The following is a 296-nucleotide window of genomic DNA, read 5'->3' on the forward strand; positions in this document are numbered from 1 at the left end:
GCAGGGACATCGGGGTTCTCCAGGCGGATGTGATTTCTGCGAAGCCGCTACTGTAGGTTGCTTGATCCGATCAAAAAACCACCTATGATGCGCATATTTGTTTCTCCAATCGATCAAATATGGATCGCATCACGTCGGCCGAAGTGTTTGTGGCGATTGTCGAGCGCGGCAGCCTGAGCGCCGCCGCCGAAGCGCTCGACATGTCGCGCGCGATGGTCACGCGCTATCTGGCGCAGATGGAGGCGTGGGGGGGGGGGGGGGGGGGGGGGCCCGCCCCCCCCCCCCCCCCCCCCCCG

At 64.5% G+C, this 296-nt stretch carries 1 protein-coding gene; it reads left to right on the plus strand.

The annotated features are described in order from the left end of the window. Positions 1 to 119: 119 nt before the first annotated feature. Positions 120 to 296, plus strand: a 177-nt coding sequence (locus AAHM38_RS25575) for a helix-turn-helix domain-containing protein (protein ID WP_342234434.1), incomplete at its 3' end; no start/stop codon positions are given.

The sequence above is a fragment of the Ralstonia sp. OTU4908 genome (assembly GCF_038440115.1).
Taxonomy (GTDB): Bacteria; Pseudomonadota; Gammaproteobacteria; order Burkholderiales; family Burkholderiaceae; genus Ralstonia; species Ralstonia pickettii.